This is a genomic window from bacterium (assembly GCA_037128595.1).
Lineage (GTDB): Bacteria > Verrucomicrobiota > Kiritimatiellia > CAIKKV01 > CAITUY01 > JAABPW01.
In genome coordinates, this window is the sequence record JBAXWB010000031.1 from 20,985 (window position 1) to 36,544 (window position 15,560).

The following is a 15,560-nucleotide window of genomic DNA, read 5'->3' on the forward strand; positions in this document are numbered from 1 at the left end:
CGGCCATGAAAACACTGACATCCAAACGCATTCTAGTCACCGGCGGCGCCGGGTTTGTAGGATCCCATCTGTGCGAAACGCTTCTGGCGCAGGGACACGAAGTGATTTGTGTTGATAATTATTTCACCGGCTCAAAGGCCAATATTGCGCATCTCCTGACCAATCCTTATTTCGAATTGATGCGACATGACGTCACCTTTCCGCTCTATGTTGAGGTAGATGAAATTTACAACATGGCCTGCCCTGCCTCGCCCGTTCATTATCAATATGATCCCGTGCAAACCACCAAGACCAGCGTGCATGGGGCCATCAATATGCTCGGACTCGCCAAGCGCGTGCGGGCCAAAATCCTGCAGGCCTCCACCAGCGAAGTCTATGGCGACCCCCATGTCCACCCGCAACGAGAGGACTACTGGGGCCATGTCAATCCCATTGGAATCCGTTCCTGTTATGACGAAGGTAAGCGTTGCGCGGAAACCCTGTTCTTTGACTATCACCGCCAGAACAAGGTGCGTATCAAAGTGGCGCGAATTTTCAACACCTACGGACCCCGCATGCATCCCCATGACGGACGGGTCGTCTCCAACTTTATCGTACAGGCCCTGCGCAATGATCCCATCACCATTTACGGGGATGGACGACAGACCCGCTCGTTCTGCTTTGTGAATGATCTGGTCAGCGGCCTGATGAGCCTCATGAACTCGTCGGATGACGTGACCGGTCCGATCAACCTGGGTAATCCCGGCGAATTCACCATGCTGGAATTGGCTGAAAAGGTCATCGCGTTCTCAGGTTCTAAATCCAAGCTCAACTTCATGCCCCTGCCCGCCGATGATCCCAAGCAGCGGCAGCCGGATATCACCTTGGCCAAGAACGTGCTCAACTGGCAACCCACCATCGCACTAGATGAGGGACTGACCCGGACGATCACCTATTTCAGAGATCTGCTGAGTCGCAGTTGAGGCAAGAACATGATTGGCCTCAAACCTGGCACAGTTAAACTGAGCCATTACACCACCCTCTGGCAAAAACGCTATCGGGCTGAAGCCCGGCGCCTGATCCGTTATACCGCAGGAGCCGGTTATCAACTCGAGCATATCGGCAGCACCGCCATTCACGGACTGGATGCCAAGCCGATCATTGATCTGGCGATGATGATTCCCAGCCTGCATCACCTCTCGCGCTGGATCAAAAGACTTGAAGACGCCGGCTATAACTACAAAGGGGAATATGGACTTCCCGGCCGACATTTTTTCACACGTGGGACCCCCGTGACGCATCATCTGCATCTCGTAGCCAAAGGCAGCGAACACTGGATGAACTGGATTGTTTTCAGGGATTTTCTGCGCACCCACCCTGAAGAAGCGGAAAAATACAATGCCCTCAAACAGGCTCTGGCAAAAAAATACAGCCATAACCGTGACGCCTATACTCAGGCCAAAACCCCTCTGGTCACGCAAATCCTCGCCAAAGCGTTGAAAAGGCAAAAAAAACATTAAAGTTTGTTGACGGTATGGTCAGTAGCGACTAAGTTGCCTCTCAACACGAGCAAAAAAGAAACCACAAGCTATTGTGGCTCTTTTCTGAAATTAGCAACAATTGACGCAACTGAAACGATAAAAGCGACTGGGCAGTCATACTTGACCGACTGGCGATTAAAAATGGACGACGAACCAGACCCTAGAACTGAGGGCAGAGCATCGCGAAGGGCCACCAAAACCCGGAACCGATTGCTGGACGCTGCCCTCTATATCTTCAATACCAAAGGGATTGAAGGTTGCGCAATTGAAGATATCACCGAAAGTGCTGATGTGGGTAAAGGCACCTTTTATCGCCATTTCATGGACAAACTGGATATTCTCCGGACCCTTCTTGATCTGGCGGCCGATGACCTGATCGGGCGACTGCCGCCTGCGGATGCTCCTGCGCTCTCCTATGAAGACCGGATTACCCAGCTTTTCAATGCGCATGTTACCTTCCTGGCCGAGCGCTCAGACCTGTTTTTCGTTTTTTTACAAGGGCAAACGATGGTCGCCACCCGCTCATCCGCCCTGCCGGGGCTTCAACCCCCGTTCGCCCGCTACATTGCCGAATTGGAACGGCGCGTCACGCCGGTCCTTCCGGTTCCTCCTGACGCCGGTGAAGCCCGGCGCATGGCCGTGACCATCAGCGCCCTGATTTGCGGCAACATTACCGTAGGCATGTCCATTTTAAGCAGCAAACATGACGTGATCAACACCCTTGAACTGGCACGACAGTCGTGGCTGGTCGGCACGTCGCAACGACTGAGGTGCGCCGTGTAGATCGGCCGTCGAGGTGTAGTTTTTCCGGAATTGAAACTGTTTTTTGAATGAAGGATTTTTTTAAATGAATAGCAATAATATGACGCAAGAATCTGTATCCGTTAAAGAAGAGCCTCCGCTTAGTAGTAGTGACGAGCCTGCAAGTACAAGCTCTGCCGCGCCCCTGACCGCCTCCACTCTCAACCCCCTACAGCATCCGAAATGGAATGATTGGCGCTGGCAGGTTCGGAACCGTATCCGGACGTTCAATGATTTGACTGAATTTTTCCCGTCGCTCAAGACCAATAAGGGCATCGCCCGGGTATGCGAAAAATATCCGATGGCCATCACCCCTTATTATGCCTCCCTCATCAAAACGACGGACCTGTCTGATCCCGTCTTCCAGATGAGTGTGCCGCAGGGTCAGGAATTGTTTGCCCCCGATTTCCTGCATGCCGATCCCCTGGAGGAAGAGGAAGATATGCCCGTGCCGGGCCTGATTCACCGCTATCGCGACCGGGCGCTCCTCATGGCGACGACCATGTGCTCGATGTATTGCCGCCACTGCACCCGGAAGCGCGTGGCCGGCTATCAGGAATCCTGTATTGATCTCGCCCAGCTCAACGCCATCACCGGCTATCTCCGCGCCCATCCGGAAATCAAGGATGTGGTCATCTCCGGCGGGGACCCGCTGACCATGGCCACCTCCCTGCTGGAACGGATTCTGGCGGCGGTGCGTTCGGTTCCCAGTGTGGACATCATCCGCATCGGCACCCGCGTGCCGGTGGTGCTACCCCAGCGGATCAATTCGGAACTGACCCAGATGCTGGCGAAATACCACCCGGTATGGGTGAACACCCATTTCAATCATCCGAACGAGATCACCCCGGAATCCACGGCCGCCTGCGCGAAGCTGGTCAATGCCGGGATTCCACTCGGGAATCAAACCGTGCTGTTGCGGGGCATCAACGACACCCCGCAGGTAATGGAAGAACTCCTGCGCGGGCTCGTCAAAATCCGCGTACGGCCCTACTACTTATTCCAGTGCGATCTGGTACGGGGGGTGGAACATTTCCGTACGCCGATCAGCAAGGGGATTGAGATCATGGAATATCTCCGCGGCCGCTTGAGCGGTCTGGCCATCCCGGCGTATGTGGTGGATGCCCCGCACGGCGGCGGCAAGATTCCCGTATTGCCTAATTATATCATCTCGTCCAGCCCGACCCACACCGTGTTGCGCAACTTCGAGGGGATGATCGTGAATTATCCCGAGCCCATGGAACCCATGGCCCGTACACCGTCTCCGGCCGGGGCGCGCAGCGGAAGCCACGGCGTCTGGGAAGTGGCCGCAGGCCATACCTCGGTGATCACCCCCGCCGGCTCCAACCGAAACAAACGCCGGGCGGCCCGCAAGTATCAGAAACCGGATGCGGGACAGGAACATCCGGAGTTCCGGATCCTGCTGGAATCGCTCATGGCGGAAGGCGGAGGGTAACCCCCGCGTGAGCTTAACCATCGGTTTGACCTACGACCTGAAACGCGACTACCTCGCTCTTGGCTACAAGGAGGAGGAAGTCGCTGAGTTTGACGCGGATATCACGATCGATACCATTGAGCGCACCATTGCAGAGCTCGGGTTCAAGACCGACCGGATCGGCCATGTCCGCGCCCTGTGCACCAGACTCGCCGCCGGGGCCCGCTGGGATCTGGTCTTCAACATCGCAGAAGGCGTGTCCGGCCGGAGCCGGGAAGCACAGATTCCCTGCCTGCTGGAGGCCTATGATATTCCCTATACCCTGTCGGATCCGCTGGTCTGCGCCGTCACCCTCGACAAGGCGGTGGCCAAACGGATTCTGAAGGCGGAAGGCCTCAACACGGCGGGCTTCCATGTGGTTCACACCGAATCCGACGTGGCGAAGGTTAACCTCCCCTTCCCTCTGTTTGCCAAGCCGATTGCCGAGGGTACCGGCAAGGGCATTGACCGCGCCTCGCGCATCACGAACGCCGCCGAGTTACGGGCCGTCTGCCAGACCTTGCTGCTGAAGTTCAATCAGCCCGTCCTGATTGAGGAATATCTGCCCGGCCGCGAATTTACCGTGGCCATCCTGGGCACGGGCCCCCAGGCGCGGGTCATGGGTACGATGGAAGTCTGTTTCCGCGACACCTCCACGCCCACCATCTACACCTACGAGGTGAAGGAAAACTACACCAGTCATGTGGATTATCACTGCCCGCCCCGGACCCCGGAGACCGAAGCCGTTGAAAGGCTGGCCCTGGACTCCTATCGTGCGCTGGAACTGCGCGACGCCGGCCGCGTGGATATCCGCTTGGATCGTGACAACCGGCCCTCGTTTATGGAGGTTAATCCGCTCCCTGGCCTGAATCCGCTCCACTCGGATCTCCCCATCATCGGCAAACTGATTGGCATGAGCTACCGGGACATTATCCGTTCCATCATCGAGAGCGCCCGGACCCGGATCGCCAAACCCGCATGAATACCCGCCTCGAACCCGTCCTCATTCTCCACCACGCGCTCCCCGCTGCAGGCACCTGCCAGAGCGTCGAGAGCGATGCAGGCGTCATGGAGGAAGTCCAGGCCGTCGTCGCCGCCTTGACCACGCTCGGCCTCCCTTTCCGCATCGTGGCCGTGGAATCACTGGCCGCCCTTCCCGGCATTCTGCAAGCGTCAGCGGAGCGGCTGATATTCAATCTGGTTGAGAATTTCCCCGGCCGGCCCGCTGATGCGATGCAGGTGCCCATCCTCTGCGAAGCGTTCGGCAAGGAATGCAGCGGGAATGACAGCACGAGCCAGGTGCTGGCCCTGGACAAGTGGCGCACCAAGGCGGTGCTGAAAGCCGCAGGCCTGCCTGTCCCCGCCGGCATCATTATCGCGCCCGGCCACGGGTCCGCCATGGACACCGCCCTGCCCCCACCCCCCTGGATCGTCAAACCCCTCTTTGCCGATGCGAGCGAGGGCATTCACGCCAGCTCGGTCATCGCCGGAGGCATTACCAATCTCATGAAAGCGGTGGCCCGGGTTCACCGCGATTTTAACCACCCCGCCCTGGTTGAACAATTTTTCGGAACCCGCGAAATCAACATTTCCGTATTTCAGGATGGGAGTTCGGTCAAGGCCCTGCCCGTGGCGGAAATTGAATTCCGGGACTTCGGCAAAGACCGCCCCCGCATTGTGGATTATGCCGCCAAATGGCATACCGATTCCTTTGAATACAAGAACACCGTCCGGGTGATTCCCGCCGTCATCGATAAGGCCATTGCCCAGCGGCTCCGGACCGCGACGCTGGCCGCATGGCATACCATGGGCTGCCGGGACTACGCCCGCGTGGATTTCCGGGTCGATGAGGCGGGCCATTTCGTGATTCTGGAGATCAATCCGAATCCGGACATCTCTCCCGACAGTGGCTTTGCCGCCGCGCTCACCTGCGCCCGCATCCCCTATCATCACTTCGTCAGAAAAGTTTGTGACAACACACGCGCCCGCCTGGCCCTGAGGCAAGTTGCCGACCGACCGGCCAAGCGCAAGGCCGGAATAAAGCGGGCAGCGAAAAAGCCCCCAGCCGGACCCAAGCCCCTCATCCGCTTCAGCGAGGCGTCTGACCGGGAGGGCATTCTGGACTTCATGAAAGGGACCGGGTTCTTCCATGAGGGCGAAATCGACGTGGCCCGCGAGGTTCTGGAAGAGGCGATTGCCAAGGGCCCTTCAGGCCACTATCAATCCTCCACACTCCTTGCGGATGGCCAGCCGGCCGGGTGGATCTGCTACGGCCCCACGCCCTGCACCAAGGGAACGTTCGACATCTATTGGATCGGGGTCAGTGCCAACGCCCAGGGGCGCGGTTTCGGCCGGGCGCTGCTGGAACATGTGGAAAAACTCATCCGCCGGGCCAAGGGACGCGTCATCATTATCGAAACCTCCGGCCGTCCTCTCTATGATTCCACCCGGGGTTTCTATCTCAAAACCGGCTATACCGAAACCGCCCGCATCCCCGATTTCTACGATCAGGGCGATGCCCGCGTCATCTACTCCAAGGCGCTTTAAGCCCGTTTTCAGATCGTAATCGTAATCCTAATCTTAATCCCTTTCGCTCAGTTGAAGGGCAGCCCGGACCCTTGCGCTCATCCCGGCCTCTCCTTGACTTCACACCACACAGGCCATAACATCCAATCCATTATGAGGTACCTATGACCGAACCCACTCTCCCACCACCCCTACCCTCCAGCCGCTCCGCCTCCGGTACCCTGGCCGTTGCCAGTTTTGTGCTCGGGCTCATTGCGTTCATTACCGGCCTGTTTGTGGTCGGGGGCGTAGTGGGGTTGATCGGGTTGATTCCGGGCATCATCCACCTTAAGACAGGCCGCACACGTGATCGCGCCCTGGCTGGCTGGGGGATCGGCCTTTCAGCGGCCGGCATAGTGTTTTCCGCCACCATCCTGACGGTGGCCTGGGTGTTCATCAGACCCCTCTTCCTGAACTCAGGACTGATGGAAAAATCCTTTGAACCTTCCCAGTGGATCGGTAAACCCATCCCGGAAATGACCCTGACATCACTGGACGGCCGCACGCTCCGCACCTCCGACTGGAAAGGCCGCCCCGTCGTGCTTGACATGTGGGGCTCCTGGCATCCGGCCTGCACCTCGGCAGTACCGGACTTTAACCGACTGGTCTCGGAAGTCTCGACACAGGAATTACAGGTCCTGGCGGTGACGTTTGAGGAGGTGGCCGACCTCGGTGAATTCACCACCAACGGGGCCTTGAGCTATCCTCTGGTTGCCGTCACGAATCTCCCTGCTCCCTTTGGCGAGGTCGACACGATCCCAACCACCTTTTTCATCAATGCCTCAGGCATCATCCGGGATATCCGGATCGGTTATGAAGGCTATGACGCACTTAAACACTCTGCACTCGACCAATCCCCGCCGAGAGTGCCGGAGGCAGAAAGACCAGGAGATAACCCATGAATAAACGCCCGCTTGTTTCAGTGCTCGGCATCAGCCTGATGGCCTTCATCGTGTCCGCGGCCGAGATGACCCATACCGACAAAGGCCTGATCGGCAACACCCGGGAGACCCGTTCAAAAGCCCTGAGCTCCTTCTGCCTGGACCTCAACGACAACCTCATCGCCTGCGACCGGGATGAAAACTGCCTGCGCGTGATCTCGCCTGATGACAAACTCATCTCCAGGTGGGACCTCGATTTTTCACCGCAGGTGGCGGTCTGCCGCACGGATGGGACTCTGGTTGTCGCCGGCTCCGGCCGGGTCGCTATTCTGGATTCGAACGGCAAAACGGTGTTTGCCAATAACCTACCCGTCCCACCCATGCCGGTCATCAAGGGCAAAAGCCAGTCCAAGGCCGAGATCACCCAACGCATCCGGCGCATGACGGAGGCCACCTCGATCGGCGCCATGGGTGACGATATCTTTGTCTGCACCCGGGCCAACACCGGGTTTACAGTCTACCGGATCACCAGCAAGCTTGAGCGCACTATTCCTGTTATCACGGGCCTTAACGGCTGTTGCGGACAGATGGATATCACGGCAAAGGACGGCAAAGTGTATCTGGCCGCCAATTGCGAATCCAAGATCGTGATGTATGACCGCGACGGCAAAAAGACCGGGTCGTTCGGGAAGGATAAGGACAACAAGGACAGTTATTTCAATGGGTGCTGCGAGCCAAAGAATGTCTGTGTCGGGCCTGACGGTTCACTCTATGTATCTGAATCCGCCCAATGTTGTATCAACCGGTTTTCCGCCGATGGCAAACTGCTGGACCGGGTCGGGATCGTCAAGGGGATCACGGGCTGCGTCCGGGTCACCGTGGCCGTAAACCGCGACGCCAGCCTCGTGTATATGCTCGATACCGACAAGCACATGATCCGCGTGCTGGCCCGCAACACCAAGCCGTAAGGAGGGGCCACCGCATGCATTCCCCGATGCCACGCCGGAATTGGCCTCTCATTGCAGGGCTCTCTTTGCTGCTCATCCAAGGCGTTCCGTTCGCCTCATGGGCTGGTTGGTATTCCCGCAACCAGAACCCTGAACCGGCGAAAACCGCCTTCCTGCTCGCCGTGGGCGATCCGTTGGCCTTTGAAAACGCCTGTCCCTGCATCAAGGGCTATGCGCAGCGGGACTACCATGTCGTGGCCGACCTCATCACCCACGAGCTCAAACGGCCGGTAGAACTGGTTTTTAGCCAGACCCCGGAGGGGGCCAGCCAGCGCGCCGGACGACAGCCCGATGTTTTCATCGGCAAAACCTCGGTAGCTGAACTCAACGCCCGAAAAACAGGCCGGCCCCTGAAATGCCTGGCCATGCTGACCGACCATACAGGAAAAACGACCCTGCAGGGACTGTTTGTCGTCAGGCAGGATGATCCCGCTCACGGGGTGCCGGATCTAGCCGGTCGCACCATTCTGTTTGGTCCTTCTGACGCGGCAGAAAAGCACTCCGCGGCCTTCGCGCTGCTCCGTGACTTCGGTCTTTCGGTCCCTGCCACCCCGCCGGAGGCGGAGCCCTGCACTGCCGCTGCCCAGGCTGTCCTTAAACGGGAGGCTGATGCCGCGGTGATCTCCGACTATGCCTGGCCGCTGCTGTCAGCCTGTGGGGCAGCAGAAAGCGGCTCCCTGCGGGTCGTGGGCCGCACCGCCCCCGTCCCCTTCATCGGGGTCTTCGCAGCGTCCAAACTGACTCCATCCGATGAGGCGGGGATTAAACGCGCCCTCAGCAACCTCTCCGGGAGCCGCCGGCTCCGGGGGAGGTTGGAAACCCGTGATGGATTTATCATGCCCCCGCCGACCTGGCCCTATGATCCTGATAACCCCGTTTCGCACGCCATCCGTTCCGGTTCACCCCGGGTACTCTGGCGTTGCCCGATGCGGAGCCAGAGCCTGGGTGGCCTGGCGGCAACGGGGGACTGGGTCATCATCCCGGATAAGTCTGAAGCCGGTAATGAAGATGTGTGGCATGGCGTGCGGGCCGACACGGGGAAACCTATCTGGACTGTTTCTTATCCCGCCGCTGCGGAAATGGACTACACCAGCGCGCCCCGCGCCACGCCGGTCATCGTCGGCGACCAGGTCTACCTGCTCGGCGCTCTCGGGGATCTCCTGTGCGTAAACCTCGAAACCGGTGCGGTGCAATGGCACATCAACCTGATCAAGCGCTATGGCGGCACCGTCCCCACCTGGGGCTTTTGCGGCACTCCTCTGGTTATGGATGACCGGATAATGGTTCAGACGGGAAACGCCCATTCAGGCCTGGTTGCCCTGAACCGGCGGAATGGACGGGAGGTCTGGCACAGCCCGGGATCCCTGCCCGCTTATGGCAGCCTGATTCTCGCCCGCCTCGGTGGCCGGCCACAGATCGTGGGGCATGACAGCGATTCGCTGGGCGGCTGGGACCCTGAAACCGGACGGCGTCTCTGGCAGCTGAAGCCAGCTCTCCCAAATGATTTCAATGTACCCACCCCCTTACAAGTCGGCGACATGCTGCTGGTCAGCACGGAAAATAATGGGACCCGCCTCTATACCTTCAACGACGAAGGCATCATCCGGCCTGAGCCCTGGGCCACCACACAACACCTGAAGCCGGATGTCAGTTCTCCCGTCGTAATGGATGGATTGATCTGGGGTGCAGATCAAACGGGAGTACACGTGTTGCGAGTGGCGTCTCAACTCACTCCTGTCTGGGAGTCGGCCGACCCCCAGTACACCAAATACATGCGCCTACTCGCCGGCCCGTCAGGAATTCTGGCCGCCGCGCTCTCAGGCACACTCCATGAGTTCGGACTCCCCCCGGGGAGGGCGATTCAACACACCCCGGTGTTTTCGCCTCTTGGTGAGTTCCTCCCCGAGATGTGGTCTCCCCCTGTAAGGGTAGGCCAGCGCCTCTATTTGAGAAGCGCGACAGAAGCCGCCTGCGTGGAACTTGCTAGCCCATGAGATCCCCTGACACCACGATGCTTCAAGCGGAAAATACGACAGATAAAATAATTGAATAACGGCTTCCCCATCTATAAAATCAAGTTTTTGAGGTAAACGACAACCGGTAACCTTTCTCCGTCTATGAAAACTGATGAACGGTTTTACAAGTGGTTGATCAGTGTGGCCGAGGGACTCACCATTGCCTTCTTTATCCTTTTGGGCTGGCAAAGCTGGCGTTCGTATCAGGACATTCAAACGCTGGTGACAACTGGATCGAGCCTCAATGAATCCAACGCCTTGATCGGGCAGTTTGACGAGGCGCTGACCATGTCGGCACGCATGGCGGCCGCCACCGGGAACCGGCAATGGGAGGCGCGTTACCTTTTGCTGGAACCCCAGCTCGATGAAGCCATCCAAACCGTTAAGAAGCTGGCACCGGACCTTGTCGCCACTAAAAGCGCCCAAAAAACCGACGAAGCCAACCAAATTCTGGTTGAAATGGAACACCGGTCATTTAAGTTAATCGAGCAGGGACAGCAGGAGGCGGCCAAGGCGCTTCTCGCCTCTCCGGAATACGAGGACGCCAAACGCACTTACGCAAGAGGCTTCCAACAGATTCGCGATGGCCTGGCCGAGCGGTCCGCCTCTCTTCTGCACGTGGCCAAGAATCGCCTGACGTTCAATCTGACATTAACGGGAATACTTCTCCCGTCACTTCTACTGCTATGGGCTTGGGTGATCCGGTTAGCACAACAACTTTCTACCAGACGGCTCGCTGCTGAAATGGCCTTGAAAGAGGCCCACGACTACCTTAACAACCTGTTCAACCATGCCTATGCCCCTATCATCGTATGGGATCCTCAATTCCGCATCACCCGTTTCAACCATGCCTTCGAGGAATTGACTGGCAGGCGCGCGAATGAAGTCCTTGGTAAATCACCGGCCATTCTCTTCCCCCCTTCCCTGGTCGCGGGGGCCATGTCATTTCTCAGCAAAACGCAAACCGGCGCACTGGGCGAGACCGCTGAACTCACCATCCAGCATCTCGACGGTTCCGTCCGCACCGTCCTGTGGAACTCCGCGACGTTGAACGCTCCCGATGGGGGCACCCCACTGGCTACCATTGCGCAAGTGAACGACATCACCGAACGAAAGCGGGTCGAAGAGGAAAAATCGAAACTTGAAGAAAAGAACCGGCAGCTCCAGAAGACTGAAAGTCTCGGGCGTATGGCTGGTGCCATCGCCCATCACTTTAACAACAAACTCCATGGAGTCATGGGCAATCTCGAACTGGCCACAGGCCTTCTTCCTGGAGGATCAACGGAGTCAGAGTTCGCCAAATGCGTCACCGAGGCATTGCAGGGCGTCCACGAAGCATCAAAAATGAGCGTCATGATGCTCTCCTATCTCGGATTAAATTGTTGCACAAAGGAACCACTGGATCTTTCAGAATGCTGCAGGCGTTACCTGCCTCATCTGATCTGCGTCTTGCCTTGGAATACCGTTTTGAAAACTGACCTCCCCGTTCCCGGCCCAACGATCAACGCAAACGCCAGCGAGATCGAAGTGGTTCTGGCCAACCTGATCACCAATGCCTGGGAGGCCCGCCGTTTCGACGGAAGCACCATCCGTCTGTCCGTGAAAACAGTCCCGGTGGAAACCATTTCCACAACACATCGTTTCCCCTTGGATTGCATCCTGCAAGAGAAGACCTATGCCTGCCTGGAAGTGTCCGATTCAGGATGCGGGATCACAGAGAAGGATATCGAATCCCTTTTTGATCCGTTTTTCAGCACCAAGTTTGCCGGAAGGGGCTTGGGGTTATCCGTTGTTCAAGGCATCGCGAAAGCATGCTCTGGCACCATCACAGTGGAAAGCAAACCGGGATCGGGAAGCACCTTCCGCGTCTTCTTCCCGGTATTTTCGGATGCTATAGCCCAATCATAATTTCCACTCCCTATACTGGACAAAATAAATCCAGTAGTGTAATAGTTGCTGAATTCAAAGGAGGAAAAGATGGATGTTGTAACCTTGAGTCGCCTTCAATTTGCCCTGACCAGTATGTTTCATTTCCTGTTCGTGCCCCTCACCTTGGGGCTATCCGTCCTGGTGGCAGCCATGGAAACACGGTATGTGCGCACGGGAGACATCAAGTTTCTTCGCATGACCAAATTCTGGGGAAAGCTGTTCCTGATCAACTTTGCCCTGGGGGTGGTGACGGGGATCACGCTGGAGTTCCAGTTCGGCATGAACTGGGCCGAATATTCCCGGTATGTTGGCGATATCTTCGGCGCGCCGCTGGCCATTGAAGCCTCCGTCGCTTTCTTCATGGAGTCCGTGTTCATCGGCGTCTGGATTTTCGGGTGGGACAAAGTCTCTAAACGGACCCATGCGCTGGCCATCTGGCTAGTGGCCATTGCCACCAATCTTTCCGGCCTGTGGATTCTCCTGGCCAATGGCTGGATGCAACACCCCGTTGGCTTCGTGCTGCGCAACAGCCGTGCCGAGATGGTCGATTTCCTGGCCCTGATCACCAACCCCAACGGGCTCATTAAATTCGGACATCAGATTTTTTCCGGCTACACGGTGGCCGCTTTCTTCGTGATGGGGATCTCCGCCTGGCATCTGTTGCGGAAAAATGAAACCGCGTTTTTCAAAACCTCCTTCAGCATGGCGGCCATTTTCGGGTTAAGCGCCTCCCTTCTGGTCGCCCTCCTGGGCGATATGCATGGCGTGGATGTCGCCAAGTCTCAGCCGGCCAAGTTCGCGGCCATGGAGTGCGTGTGGGACACCAAGCCGGGTGCTGATATGCATCTGCTGCTCTTTCCAGATGCGCAGAACGAGTGTAACTTAATTGAGATGCTCTCGGTCCCGAAAATGCTGAGTCTCATGGCCACCCACAATCCCAATGGGGTCGTCAAGGGGTTGAAGGATTTCCCGGAGGATGAGCGACCGCCCGTTCTCCCGGTCTACCTCAGTTTCAGGGTGATGGTGGCGCTCGGGGGCCTCTTCCTCCTGATCTCCCTGCTGGCCGTTTTCCTCTCCAAGCGTAATCAGCTGGAGCAGTATCCCCTTTTCCTCAAGCTTCTAGTCCTCCTCATCCCCCTGCCCTATCTGGCCAATCAACTGGGGTGGATTGTCGCGGAAATGGGCAGGCAGCCCTGGATCGTCTATGGAGTGCTGAAAACGTCCGCGGCAGTCTCAACCTCCATTTCTGTCTCCCAGGTGGTCGCCTCCCTGATCGGCTTTGTCCTGCTCTACAGTCTGCTGGGTTTTGTGGACATCTTTTTGCTCGTCAAGTTCGCCCGGAAAGGCCCGGATCGCGATGGATCCGGCCTGAACAAACCGGTCGGGAAGGGAGTCTGACATGGAACTTCAAATCATCTGGTTCGTGCTGTGGGGTGTGCTCTGGGCGGTCTATTTCATGCTGGATGGATTCGTCCTCGGCAGCGGGATGCTGCAGAATTTCCTGGCCAAAAATGACACCGAACGACGGGTCGTCATCAATACCGTAGGCCCGGTCTGGGACGGCAACGAGGTCTGGCTGATTACGGCAGGCGGGGCGACCTTTGCCGCCTTCCCCACCACCTACGCACTCATGTTCAGCTACCTTTACACCGCACTGTTGCTACTCCTCTTTTCATTGATCGTACGCGGGGTGGCGTTTGAGTTCCGCGGGAAAATGGAAGGCACTCTCTGGAAGGCCGTCTGGGATAAAGCCATTCTGGTCAGCAGTTTCCTCCCGGCCCTGTTGTTCGGCGTGGCTTTCGGGAATATCTTCAAGGGCTTGCCCATGGATGCCGCCGGCTATCATGGCTCGTTGCTCTCCCTGCTGAATCCCTACGGTCTCCTGACCGGCGTGCTGTTTGTGGTCCTGTTCCTGACACACGGGGCACTTTATCAGGCGGTGAAAACAACCGGACAACTTCAGAAGCGGGCCGTGGCGGCCGCCCGGGCCCTCTGGATCCCTCTCCTGCTGGTGGCGGTGACTTTCCTGGCGGCGACCTATCCGGCGACCCGGCTTTTTGACAACTACCTGAATATCCCTGCCCTGTTCCTGGTGCCGGGTGCCGCAGTAGCCGCACTCCTGGCGGTCCGGATCTTCCTGGGCAGGGATCAGTTATTGAGCGCCTTTGCCTCGTCCTCCCTGCTGGTGCTGCTGGTCGTGGCCACCGGACTGGTCGGACTCTTCCCGAACCTGATCCCCTCCACGCTGGACCCGCACTACAGCCTGACCATCACCAACTCCTCCTCAAGTCCCTATACCCTCATGATCATGACCTGGGTGGCGTTCATCTTTATCCCCATCGTCATCGCCTATAAAATATGGGCCTACCGTGTCTTCAGAGCCCCGGTCACCAACAAACAGGTGCTGGAGGACAAGAACGCCTACTGAATCGCGAGTCTCCTGATCACGGCGGCATCATCGCGTTGAACGGTACGGGCGAAATGGATGGCCGGTGTCCCGAAGAGCATGGCGTAATAGGCGTGATCCGCAGGGAGGTTGACCAGCGGTTTCAGCTCGGGCAGCGTTTCAAATATGGATTTGAACATCCCCCACCAGACCGTTCCCAGCCCCGCGCTCTGGGCCAGGAACTCAAAATAGGCCATCGCCAGGACCACATCCTCGCGGAAACAGGGCGCATCAGGCGGGGCAGAAATAATGAGGGCATGGGGTGCCCCGCGGAATACCCGGTCAGTACCCTCTGCGTAATACGCCGTGGCCGCGGCCGAGAGATATTCATGGATACGGCCCGTCCCGCCGGCGTCCGCCAGGGCTTTATAGACTTTTGTCCGAAGTCCCTGCATGACCGTCTTTTCGTCAATCACGGTGAAGGTCAGCTCCCGGCGGTTCACACCGGTCGGCACATTCGACAACGTGGTCAGCAGCTTCTGGATCAGGACGGGATCCACATTCTTGTCCCGGTACTGGCGGACCGTGCGGCGTGCCCGGACGAACCGACTCACCTGGTCCAGCGAGGGGAGACTCCCTGCCACCAGGGGCAGACTGTCCGCCGGGTTCCGCCCCAGGATGGACAATGCCGCCGTGGGGCAGATCGCGAGGCAGTGCTGACACTGGTAGCACTGCAGCTCCTGATCCTCTGCAATATCAGGCAGGGCGGCGCCATCCTGTTTGATGATCTGGGCCGGGCAATCCCGCACACACATTCCACATCGCGTACAAAGCACGGGATCGACTGTAAACTTAAGCATATGATGACCTCTTTCGTTCATGAATAATTGAATGCCTTACCTTACCTCATTTTTAAATCCAGCGCGATCAGGGATTCCCTGATACATAGAGCGCCCGATATCGTGCTTGCGAATATGGCTTT

Annotated in this window: 13 protein-coding genes; 12 read left to right on the forward strand and 1 reads right to left on the reverse strand. The window is 57.8% G+C overall.

All coding sequences use genetic code 11. The features are described from left to right. The first annotated feature begins 5 nt into the window (after window positions 1-5). The 12 genes from WCS52_16290 to cydB all read left to right on the forward strand — a co-directional run bounded on the left by WCS52_16290 (window position 6) and on the right by cydB (window position 14,620). Window positions 6-962: a UDP-glucuronic acid decarboxylase family protein gene (locus WCS52_16290; protein ID MEI6168741.1), complete on the forward strand. Its 957-nt coding sequence runs from the start codon at window positions 6-8 to the stop codon at window positions 960-962. 9 nt (window positions 963-971) lie between these two features. Beyond that, window positions 972-1,499 carry a GrpB family protein gene (locus WCS52_16295; protein MEI6168742.1) on the forward strand — a complete coding sequence of 176 codons (528 nt, stop codon included), beginning with the start codon at window positions 972-974 and terminating at the stop codon, window positions 1,497-1,499. Between the two features lie 162 nt (window positions 1,500-1,661). Beyond that, window positions 1,662-2,303 carry a TetR/AcrR family transcriptional regulator gene (locus tag WCS52_16300; GenBank protein MEI6168743.1) on the forward strand — a complete coding sequence of 214 codons (642 nt, stop codon included), beginning with the start codon at window positions 1,662-1,664 and terminating at the stop codon, window positions 2,301-2,303. A gap of 64 nt (window positions 2,304-2,367) precedes the next feature. After that, a complete protein-coding gene (locus WCS52_16305; protein ID MEI6168744.1) occupies window positions 2,368-3,777 on the forward strand; it encodes a KamA family radical SAM protein in 1,410 nt (469 codons plus the stop codon). A 7-nt stretch (window positions 3,778-3,784) separates the two neighbouring features. Then, window positions 3,785-4,777, forward strand: coding sequence for a D-alanine--D-alanine ligase (locus WCS52_16310; protein ID MEI6168745.1), 993 nt, complete (start codon window positions 3,785-3,787; stop codon window positions 4,775-4,777). Continuing rightward, entirely contained in the window at window positions 4,774-6,342 is a 1,569-nt protein-coding gene (locus tag WCS52_16315) for a GNAT family N-acetyltransferase (GenBank protein ID MEI6168746.1), read from the forward strand. The genes WCS52_16310 and WCS52_16315 overlap by 4 nt, the downstream gene beginning before the upstream one ends. A 143-nt stretch (window positions 6,343-6,485) precedes the next feature. Further along, the gene (locus tag WCS52_16320; GenBank protein ID MEI6168747.1) at window positions 6,486-7,262 is read left to right on the forward strand and encodes a TlpA disulfide reductase family protein; all 777 of its coding nucleotides are present in this window, start codon (window positions 6,486-6,488) and stop codon (window positions 7,260-7,262) included. Further along, entirely contained in the window at window positions 7,259-8,209 is a 951-nt protein-coding gene (locus tag WCS52_16325; protein MEI6168748.1) for a hypothetical protein, read from the forward strand. The genes WCS52_16320 and WCS52_16325 overlap by 4 nt, the downstream gene beginning before the upstream one ends. Window positions 8,210-8,223: 14 nt before the next feature. Beyond that, window positions 8,224-10,242 (forward strand): PhnD/SsuA/transferrin family substrate-binding protein, encoded by a 2,019-nt coding sequence (locus WCS52_16330; GenBank protein MEI6168749.1) that lies wholly within the window; start codon window positions 8,224-8,226, stop codon window positions 10,240-10,242. Window positions 10,243-10,365: 123 nt separating this feature from the next. Continuing rightward, entirely contained in the window at window positions 10,366-12,171 is a 1,806-nt protein-coding gene (locus WCS52_16335) for an ATP-binding protein (protein ID MEI6168750.1), read from the forward strand. Window positions 12,172-12,240: 69 nt separating this feature from the next. Then, on the forward strand, window positions 12,241-13,590 hold the full coding sequence (locus WCS52_16340; protein MEI6168751.1) for a cytochrome ubiquinol oxidase subunit I: 1,350 nt from the start codon (window positions 12,241-12,243) through the stop codon (window positions 13,588-13,590). Between the two features lies 1 nt (window position 13,591). Next, window positions 13,592-14,620, forward strand: a complete 1,029-nt coding sequence (gene cydB / locus WCS52_16345; GenBank protein ID MEI6168752.1) for a cytochrome d ubiquinol oxidase subunit II — start codon at window positions 13,592-13,594, stop codon at window positions 14,618-14,620. Here the strand turns inward: cydB and WCS52_16350 are convergent. Next, window positions 14,614-15,438 carry a nitroreductase family protein gene (locus tag WCS52_16350; GenBank protein MEI6168753.1) on the reverse strand — a complete coding sequence of 275 codons (825 nt, stop codon included), beginning with the start codon at window positions 15,436-15,438 and terminating at the stop codon, window positions 14,614-14,616. The genes cydB and WCS52_16350 overlap by 7 nt on opposite strands. Window positions 15,439-15,560 lie beyond the last annotated feature (122 nt).